Below are 8,553 nucleotides of genomic sequence, written 5' to 3'. Positions count from 1 at the left end.
ACGGGGCCGTTTTCAATTCGCAGTCCCGCGACCTCGGAGGGTGGGTCGAGGAAATCGACCCGGCCGCGTTCGGCCCGGTCGGGCCGCTCGACCTCGCCGTGCACACGCGTGTGATCGCTCGAGCGGAGCACGACTCGCGGCTGCTCCTCGGAACGACCGACGCGGGCACGCTCCGCGTCGCAGTCGACGACATCGGACTGCCCTACTCGGTGGATCTGCCCAACACGTCAGCCGGGCGCGATGCGGCCGAGCTGGCCTCGCGCGGCGACTACTCGCACTCGAGCTTCGCCTTCCGCATCCTGCCCGACGGCGTCGAGTGGCGCGAGAACGCCGACGGCATCCTCGTGCGCCGCATCCTGCGAGCCGTCCTCATCGACGTCGCACCCGTGGCCGATCCCGCCTACTGGGCGGCGACGGCCGAACTGCAACGCAGCGTCGACCTCGACGCAGTGCGAGCAGCCCTTCACCCGCAGCCGCCCGCACCGGGCGACTGGGAGAACGCCGCGACCGAACGGAGCGCGGCCCGTCTGTCCCGCAAGGAGCACACCGCCCTTGCAACTCGATCCCGCGGACGCGGGAAGAACGGAGGTCGGAAGTGACCAACATCGCAACCCGAATCAAGGAGCTTGCCGACGAGCAGCACCGCGTCTGGCACACGGAGGGCAAGCCGCTCGCCGACATCGCCCAGGAGCGAGCGCTCACGGTCGACGAGAAGGAGAAGTTCGAGAAGCTCGAGCGCGCCTACAACGACTTCGATGACCGGATCACCCTGCTCGTGCAGCAGCGTGACCTCGAGCAGCGAGCCGTCGACTTCGCGGCCGGCCTGCTCGGAAACCCCGGTGCCTTCGGTGCCGCGGCGGACGTGAAGCGGTTCGCCGACGATCTCCGCGCGGCGCTCCGCTCGTCGGGTTCCCCGCTCGAGTACTCGGCGACCCCGGAAGAGGCGCGCGCGATCAGCCGGGCCGTCCCGCTGGCCACGCCGGCATCCCTCGCAGCGGAGATCCGCGCGCTGAGCGTCGGCACGGCGGCGGCGGGCGGTAACACGGTGGGGAAGACCTTCCTCTCCCAGCTCGTCGAGCCGCTCCGCCAGTTCTCCGGGATCTTCGCGGCGGGTGCCTACGTACTCACCACGGAGAAGGGTGACGACGTCATCCTCCCGCGGCTCGCGAGCTTCGGTTCCGCGTCGACCGCGCCGGAGGCCACCCAGCCCGCCGGCACCGATCCCACGTTCGGTCAGGTCACCCTGAAGGCCTACGGCTACGGCGACTACCGGGGCATCAGCCGCGAACTGGTCGATGACTCGCTCGTCGACATCGAGGGCCTGGTCACGCGGCTGATCGGCGAGAACATCGCCGTGCTGCTCGGCCAGAAGCTCGCGACCGGCGCTGGCAGCACCGAGCCGACTGGCATCGCGACTGCCGCGACGACCGGCGTGACGGGCGCGACGGGCGTCCTGGGCGCCCCGTCGTGGGACAACCTGATCGACCTTCAGGAGTCGCTGCTCCCGCCCTACCAGGCGAACGCATCCTGGGTCGCGGCCAACAGCGCCGTCGGTGCGGCACGCAAGCTGAAGGACTCGACCGGCCGCTACTACTGGGAGCCGAACGGTCAGACCGGTGCTCCCGCGCAGCTCCTCGGCGCCCCGGTGTTCCGCGACCCGTTCCTCGCCCCGCTCGGGCTCGGTTCCAAGTCGCTGTTCTACGGCGACTTCTCGCGGTACTGGGTTCGCCTCGTCGGCGCGACGCGCGTCGAGCGCTCCGACCAGGCCCTGTTCGGTGCCGACCAGATCGCGTTCCGCGGCAAGGTCCGCGCGGACGGCACGCTCATGGACGCCTCGGCCGTCAAGTCCTTCGTCGGCGGTGCGTCGTGACCGCCCGTAAGCCCGCCGAGCCGGGCGAAGCGGTCACCACGGAGCAGCCGGCGCAGACCGTGGAGGCGCCGGCCGGGACCGAATCCGAGGCCGACAAGGATGCAGAGATCGCGCGTCTGCGCGAGGAAGCTGCCGAGTCGGACCGGAAGCTCGCGGCACTGCTCGCGGGTCAGGACATCGGCGCGCCCACGGAGGCGCAGGAGGGCGACGTGAAGGTGACGATGCGTCTCACCATCACGGGCGCCCGCAACGGCGTGCCGTGGCCTCCCGCCGGAGGTTCGATCTCGGTGCCCGCCGCCGAGGCCGAGCAGCTCGTCGCCGTCGGCTACGCGGCTCTGGCCGAATAGCTCGAATCCGCCGCGAGGCGGAGCGACACGAAGTGCGGGTGCTGGGCCGTGCGGCCCAGCACCCGCACAGCGGAGAGGAGACGCTATGGCCGACAACTGGCCGCTGCACGCCGAGGACATGCGAACGGCCGTGCAGTACAAGGAGGGGCAGGACGACTGGGCCGAGTTGGAGCTGTTCATCGGTGCGGCGTGCCAGCGCGTCGACCGTGAGACGGGCCGGCTGAGTGATCCGACCCGGCACGAAATCAACGGGAGCGTGCCGCTCGACTTCATCCTCGCGGCGCGTGCGCTCGCGAAGCTTCGCTGGAAACAGGAGAAGCGTGGACCGAGTGCCCGCGAGGATGGTTCGGAGGCGATCGGGTTCGACCTCCCGCGGTGGATCGAGGGTCTGCTCGCGAAGTACCCGCCGCGGCTGTACCCGGGGGACGACGCGTGAGCGGCATCCACGCAGGGACCGGTGTGCTGCTCGCCCGCGATGGACTCGAGGCCGCGATTCGAGCGGCGCTTGCCGACGAGGCTGAAGTGGACATCTACGCCGGGTGGACGTGGCCGATCGTTCATGACGACTCCGTGCAGCTCACCGCTGCGAGCGGGGCTGCGGACCCGAAAACGGTAAGCGCGCGACGGTCCTATGACGAGACGATCACGCTCGGGATCTCCATCACGGTGTGGCGCGCGGGTCACAGCGAGGACGACGGGAGTGCCGCCGAGGCTTACCAGCGCGCGTTCGCGCTGCTCAACAAGATCACCGCCTACGTCGTCGAAGGCGATCACACCGAGCTTGGCGGCGCCGTGATGTGGTGCCTGCCTGGCGCCGTCGACTCGGACGGCACTGAATACAACAGCGGCTTCCAGGTCGAGGTGGCCGCTGAGTTCATCTGCGCGCACAGAGTGCGCGGGCAGTGAAAGGAGAACGCATGGCGAAGTTCAAGAACATCAGCCCGCTCGGCGCGCTGGACGTGCCGGCGCTCGGGAAGGTCGTTGCGGCGGGTGAGGAGTTCGAGGTGACCGAAGATGTCGCCGCGGTCCTCGCCGGTCAGCGCGACAACTTCGAGCCGATCGACGTCGCGGCGGAGTCGGCGGCAAGCGCAGTCGAGGTCGCGCTCGCTGCGGCCTACGAGCCCGACCTGATCGGCGCCGAGCCCGACTCGGTCGATGTCGCGCCGGCTGCGGAGCCGGGCAGCACGCCGACCAAGTCGACTCGTACGCCGAAGCCGAGCATCGAAGGAGAGGAGAGCAAGTGACCACGCAGCTTGACTTCACGGTCGGCCTCGCGAAGGAGACGACCTACGGCACGGCAGCGACCGTGTCGCGGTTCTTCGAGACGGAGGCCAAGGCGAAGTACGACGTCCAGACGATCAAGGGCAAGGGGCTCCGGCCGACGAAGGGGGTCGCGCGAACGAGTCGCCATTCGATCTCACGCTTCGAGGGGTCCGCTGAGATCGAGTTGGACGCACCGACCCGAGGGCTCGGGTATCTGCTCAACGCGCTCATGGGCGCTCAGACGACCACACTCGTCGCGGGCGCGCTGTACCAGCAGGTACACACCCTCTCGACGACCGACCCGGTTCCGTCGTACACCATGCAGGAAGTTCTGCCGGTGATCGGCGGGCTCAACGCCTACCCCCACACCTTCACCGGATGCGTGTTCGACACCCTCGACCTGGCGGTCAAGGAAGGCGAGTACGTCTCGGCGAAGTTCGGGCTCACGATGCGCCAGCTCTCGACGCTCGTCGCGGCGGCGGCAGCGTCGTATCCGACCGATGACACGCTCTTCACCTTCGTGCAGGGCGCGATCATCATCGGCGGCACCCTCACGCCTCCCACCAACACGGCTATGGCGACCCTGAGCGGGACCGCCGCCGTCAACATCACCGGACTCGACCTCTCGCTGAAGCGGAATCTCGACAAGGGCGGATGGAACCTGGGGGGCGCCGGCCTCCGGTCGCGTGCGCCGCAGCTTGGCCGACCCGAGATCACGGGGAAGCTCACGGCGGAGTACATCGACAACACGCTCCGCGACGCGTACCTGTCGCAGACCGCACTGCCGGTGCTGCTCACCTTCACGAGCGGTGTTTCGGTGCTCCAGATCGTGCTGCCCGCCGTGCGGCTGGGCGGCGAGGTTCCGACGTCGAACGGCGGCGACCCGATCACCCAGGAGATCCCGTTCGAGGCGTTCGACGACGGCTCCGCAGCGCAGCCGATCTGGATCGTCTACCGGTCGACTGACACGGCGCCGTGAGCAGCGGGGCTGCGCTCCCGCGCGTCGCGCTCCCGCGCGTCGCGCTCGAGCCTGACGACGTTCGGGCGAAGTTCGACCGCATCAAGGAGTTCAGCCCCGCACTGGCTCGAAACACGCGCCGCGATCTGCGGCGCTCGGGCGACGAGATCATTGCGGAGCAGCGGGCCATTCTGAGCGGCCCGCTGCCCCGCGGTGTGAAGGTCGCGGGTCAGCGGCGGCGGCTCGTCGTCAACAAGAAGACCGGGACCGCTGCGTTCCGTCTGTTCAACGTCTATCGGGAGGTAGACGTGAAGAACGCCGGTCGAGGTAGCGGGCTCCGCGAGGGCATCAAGCAATCGCTCAAGACCCGCGTGACACTCACCGAGAAGCGGACGGCGATCTCGGTTCGCACGACGAACGCCCGCAAGACGGGCGCGACGTTCTGGCAATCCCGGCGGTTCCGGCATCCCGCGTGGGGTGACCGCGAACGCATGTACGACCAGGCCGGGCAGCCCTATTTCTGGGGGCCTGCGTTCCGCGGCGCGGAGCGCATGGCCGGGCGCGTGAGCGCGGCGATCGACGACGCTCTGCGCCAAATCGCAGACAAGACGTGAGGAGAGAACATGGCAAAGATTCAGGTGAACGGGCACGAGCTGCGAGTGGTGACCCTGCGGAACGCGCGAGCGCGCGACGTGATCGAGCTTCAGCGGCAGACCGGCCTCGGCGTGATCGAGCTTCAGGATCAGGCGAAGGAGGCCGACATCTTCGCGCTCGCCGCGATGAGCTTCCTCGCTCAACGAAACGCGGGGTTCACGCCCGACTTCAACGCGATGCTGGACGGCCCGGCCGGTGACCTCGGAGTCATGATCGGCGAGCCCGGCGATCCTCGTGAGAGCGAGGACGAGGCAGAGGCAAACCCTACGGGACCGGAATCCGAAACGCTCGCGCCGGCCGACGAGTAGTCGACCTCGGCACGGACACGCTCGAGCGCGCCGAGCCGTTCGTGGAGCGTCAGATCGCGAAACGAATCCTGACGATCTCTCACGCGCAGTTCTGGCCCGGGATCACGCCGACGAACGTCGGCGATCTCGAGTACGGCACATGGCTCGCGCTCGCGCAGTCGTGCGACAAGCAAGTGCAGGAAACGAAGCGGGCACGCGACGAACGCGAGCCCGCCCGCTCGAGCCGGAGGAGGTAAGCCGTGGGCGCAGTGTCCGCGAAGGACTTCGTCATCAACATCGTTGCCCGCGACGAGCAGGCGCGAAAGGTGATGGAGGGCTTCAAGACGGTTGCTGTCGGTGCCGCCGCCGGCATCGCCGCAGCGTGGGCGAAGGAGAAGATCGGCAGTGTCGTCGGTGACTCGATGGACATCGGGCAGAGCAACGCCCGGCTGGCCGCTGAGCTGGGGACGTTCGCTGAGGACGCCCGCAAGCAGGGGACTCTTGCGGGCGATCTGTGGTCCGAGGGGTTCGCCGATCGCGCCCAGGTGAACGACGCGATCGCTGCCGTCCGCCAGAATCTCGGGAGCCTCAGCGACGGCGAAATGAAGGACGTCGCCAACAAGGCCCTGGTGATCTCCGACGTGTTCGAGCAGGACGTGTCGCGCACGGCTGGCGCCGCCGCGGCGATCATGCGAAACGATCTCGCCCCGTCGATCGCGGATGCGCTCGACGTGATCACTTCCGGTCTTCAGTCGCCCGTGAACCGGGCCGATGATCTGCTCGACACGTTCACGGAATACAGCCCGTTCTTCGCGAAGCTCGGGTTGGACGCGAAGTCGTCTCTCGGCATCCTCAATCAGGGCATGATCGCGGGTGCGCGTAACAGCGACTTCCTCGCGGACGCACTCAAGGAGTTCACGATCCGCGGGCAGGAGCCCGTCGTGCGAACCGCGGCCGAGCAGGCGGCGGCGCTCGAGCGGGTGAAGTCTGCGGGCGAGTCGCTGGTCACGTCGCAGCGCAGCGAGCTTGCGGCGCAGAACAGTCTGAACGCAGCGCGCGCGCAGGCATCCCAGCGGCTGAAGGACATGGCGGATCAGCTCGTGGGCGCGGCGCTCTCGGAGCGTTCGGCGACCCTGGCAAAGGACCGAGCCGAGCAGCAGCTCAATGCGACCATGCGTGACGCGCGGTCGACGTCGCTCGATCGCGCCGAGGCGGAGCTGGCGTACGAGCAGGCGACGTACAACCTCGAGCAGCAGCAGAAGGCCGTCGTGTCTCTGAAGGATGAGAAGGCCGCTGCCGACGCGGCTGGCGTGGACGGGGCGGACAGCGTGCTCGCCGCTCAGGATGCGCTCGCGTCGGCACAGAAGGCCGTCGCAGATGCCGCGGCAGAGGTGACCGCCGCGAACGCGAACGCTGCCGATCGGTCGACCGCGCTCGGCAAGGCGTACCGACGCCTCGGGATCAACGGAGAGTGGGCGGCGAACGCTATCGCGACCGGTGGACCCGAAGCCAAGAAGGCGCTTCAGATGGTGCTCGACGGGCTCAACTCGATCGAGGATCCGGTGCAGCGCAACGCGCTCGCCGTGCAGTTCTTCGGCACGAAGGCGGAGGATCTGCAAGGCGCGCTCTACGCGCTCGACACCAACACCGCCGCGCAGGGCATGGATCAGGTCGGCGGTGCGGCGTATCGAGTGGCGAAGGCGATCGAGGACGGGCCGACGTCCAAGGTCGAGGGGCTGCGTCGCGGGGTTCAGTCGTGGCTCAGCGGGCTCGTCGACATGGGGGGACCGCTCGGCGGGGTCGCGACGTTCCTGTCCGCGTTCGGTGGTGACCTCGTCAGCCTCGTCGCCGGGCTCGGGCCTGCGGCCCTACTCATGGGTGGACTGGCTACCGGATCGAACGCTGCCAGCGTCGGGATGACGGGCCTCGGGACCGCGATCAAAGCGACCGGCATCGGCGCTCTCGTGGTGATCATCGCCACGCTCGTGGCGCAGTTCGTCGAGTGGCTCACCCAGACCGAGGACGGCAAGAAGGCGTGGGAGGGGTTCGTCGGGTTCCTCGGTGATGCCTGGCGGAATCTGTCGCTCGGCTTCCAGATCCTGGTCCAGGGACTGGGTGACTGGTGGGGCCAGTTCACCGGGGGAATTGGCGACGGAGTCGACTGGATCGGCGACCGGGTCGGCGACATCATTCGGTTCTTCACGGAGATCCCGAACCGGATCGGCGACGGCTGGCGCGGATTCACCGACCTGGTGCGCGGTGTCCTGCTCAACGTGATGCGCTTCACCCTCGAGACGTGGAACAACACGCTCGGGCAGATCAACTTTGATCTGCCCTGGTTCCTCGGCGGAGGGCACATCCAGTTCCCGCGGTTCAGTATCCCCGCCCTCGCCGAGGGTGGGGTGGTGACCGGTCCCACGCTGGCGCTGATCGGTGAGGCCGGCCCGGAGGCCGTCGTGCCGCTGTCGCAGGCGGGTGACTACGGGCTTGGCGGCGACGACGGCGACACGTTCGTGCACAACGTGCTGAAGCTCGACGGCCGCACGGTCTACGAGACGGTCGAGCGTCACAAGCGGAAGCGGAGGTAACGATGCAAGTTGGGCCGGCTGGGTTCGATTCGGCGCTGTCCGCGCGTTCCGGCGTCGTTGTGTCCGCGCCCGTGGCGGTGCCGGGGGTTGACCTCGGCGCCGCCGCGGGGTGGGCGGAAACGATTACCGTCGAGCGCCGTCTCGACGGTGACATGCCCGATGGGGCATCTGACGTTGTCGGCAGCGTGTCGACGACGGTGCGGGTCGAGGGCGACGCCTTCGCCGCGAACGCGCCGAGCCCGCTGCGCGGTGCGGACGTGGACGCCTGGCTCAACTCGGATATGACCTGCGCGGCGGGATACGCCGGGCTCACCGTGCCAGTGTTCGCCGGTCGAGTCGCAGACCTCGACACGTCTGAGGAGAGCGGGCGTCTGGTGCTCTCCGGTCGGGACGCCGCGGACAAGATCACGAAGCCCGTTCGGCTGCGCGCCTTCGGTGGATGGAGTCGCAGCTACACGCCTGGCACGATCGAGAATCACCCGACCAACTCGGCCGCGGTCATTACCTCGATCCTCCACGCGAACGGGATTCGAGTAACCCCGGCGCCGCGTGACGGACGGTGCGAGCTGAGTGTGCCCGGAGTGGG

Annotated in this window: 12 protein-coding genes; all 12 read left to right on the top strand. The window is 68.6% G+C overall.

Going from position 1 to position 8,553, the window contains the following annotated elements; genetic code table 11:
* Positions 1-599 (top strand): HK97 family phage prohead protease (locus tag ASG00_RS04140; RefSeq protein WP_156456193.1); only part of this gene is annotated, 599 nt, incomplete at its 5' end.
* On the top strand, positions 596-1,870 hold the full coding sequence (locus tag ASG00_RS04135; RefSeq protein WP_056207092.1) for a phage major capsid protein: 1,275 nt from the start codon (positions 596-598) through the stop codon (positions 1,868-1,870). The genes ASG00_RS04140 and ASG00_RS04135, both read left to right, overlap by 4 nt.
* Positions 1,867-2,217 carry a hypothetical protein gene (locus ASG00_RS04130; protein ID WP_056207090.1) on the top strand — a complete coding sequence of 117 codons (351 nt, stop codon included), beginning with the start codon at positions 1,867-1,869 and terminating at the stop codon, positions 2,215-2,217. Before ASG00_RS04135 ends, ASG00_RS04130 begins: the two co-directional genes overlap by 4 nt.
* Positions 2,218-2,302: 85 nt before the next feature.
* Positions 2,303-2,653 (top strand): phage gp6-like head-tail connector protein, encoded by a 351-nt coding sequence (locus ASG00_RS04125; RefSeq protein WP_056207089.1) that lies wholly within the window; start codon positions 2,303-2,305, stop codon positions 2,651-2,653.
* A complete protein-coding gene (locus ASG00_RS04120; protein ID WP_056207087.1) occupies positions 2,650-3,123 on the top strand; it encodes a hypothetical protein in 474 nt (157 codons plus the stop codon). Before ASG00_RS04125 ends, ASG00_RS04120 begins: the two co-directional genes overlap by 4 nt.
* An 11-nt stretch (positions 3,124-3,134) precedes the next feature.
* Positions 3,135-3,461 (top strand): hypothetical protein, encoded by a 327-nt coding sequence (locus ASG00_RS04115; RefSeq protein ID WP_056207085.1) that lies wholly within the window; start codon positions 3,135-3,137, stop codon positions 3,459-3,461.
* Positions 3,458-4,459, top strand: coding sequence for a phage tail tube protein (locus ASG00_RS04110; RefSeq protein ID WP_056207082.1), 1,002 nt, complete (start codon positions 3,458-3,460; stop codon positions 4,457-4,459). The genes ASG00_RS04115 and ASG00_RS04110 overlap by 4 nt, the downstream gene beginning before the upstream one ends.
* A complete protein-coding gene (locus ASG00_RS04105) occupies positions 4,456-5,052 on the top strand; it encodes a hypothetical protein (RefSeq protein WP_056207080.1) in 597 nt (198 codons plus the stop codon). Before ASG00_RS04110 ends, ASG00_RS04105 begins: the two co-directional genes overlap by 4 nt.
* Before the next feature lie 48 nt (positions 5,053-5,100).
* Positions 5,101-5,400 carry a hypothetical protein gene (locus ASG00_RS04100; RefSeq protein WP_235559129.1) on the top strand — a complete coding sequence of 100 codons (300 nt, stop codon included), beginning with the start codon at positions 5,101-5,103 and terminating at the stop codon, positions 5,398-5,400.
* 41 nt (positions 5,401-5,441) lie between these two features.
* Positions 5,442-5,636 (top strand): hypothetical protein, encoded by a 195-nt coding sequence (locus ASG00_RS15660; protein ID WP_056207075.1) that lies wholly within the window; start codon positions 5,442-5,444, stop codon positions 5,634-5,636.
* A gap of 3 nt (positions 5,637-5,639) precedes the next feature.
* Positions 5,640-7,967 (top strand): phage tail tape measure protein, encoded by a 2,328-nt coding sequence (locus tag ASG00_RS04090; RefSeq protein WP_056207073.1) that lies wholly within the window; start codon positions 5,640-5,642, stop codon positions 7,965-7,967.
* 71 nt (positions 7,968-8,038) lie between these two features.
* On the top strand, positions 8,039-8,553 hold a 515-nt coding region (locus ASG00_RS15215), incomplete at its 3' end, for a hypothetical protein (RefSeq protein ID WP_162238342.1).

Source organism: Microbacterium sp. Leaf351 (genome assembly GCF_001423825.1).
In the GTDB taxonomy this organism is placed as follows: Bacteria; Actinomycetota; Actinomycetes; order Actinomycetales; family Microbacteriaceae; genus Microbacterium; species Microbacterium ginsengisoli.
This window is presented reverse-complemented; position numbering and strand designations above follow the sequence as displayed.

Excerpts from the sequence above, each read along its gene's own strand:
- ASG00_RS04125 (WP_056207089.1), top strand. The coding sequence starts at position 2,303 with ATGGCCGACAACTGGCCGCTGCACGCCGAGGACATGCGAACGGCCGTG.
- ASG00_RS04115 (WP_056207085.1), top strand. The coding sequence starts at position 3,135 with ATGGCGAAGTTCAAGAACATCAGCCCGCTCGGCGCGCTGGACGTGCCG.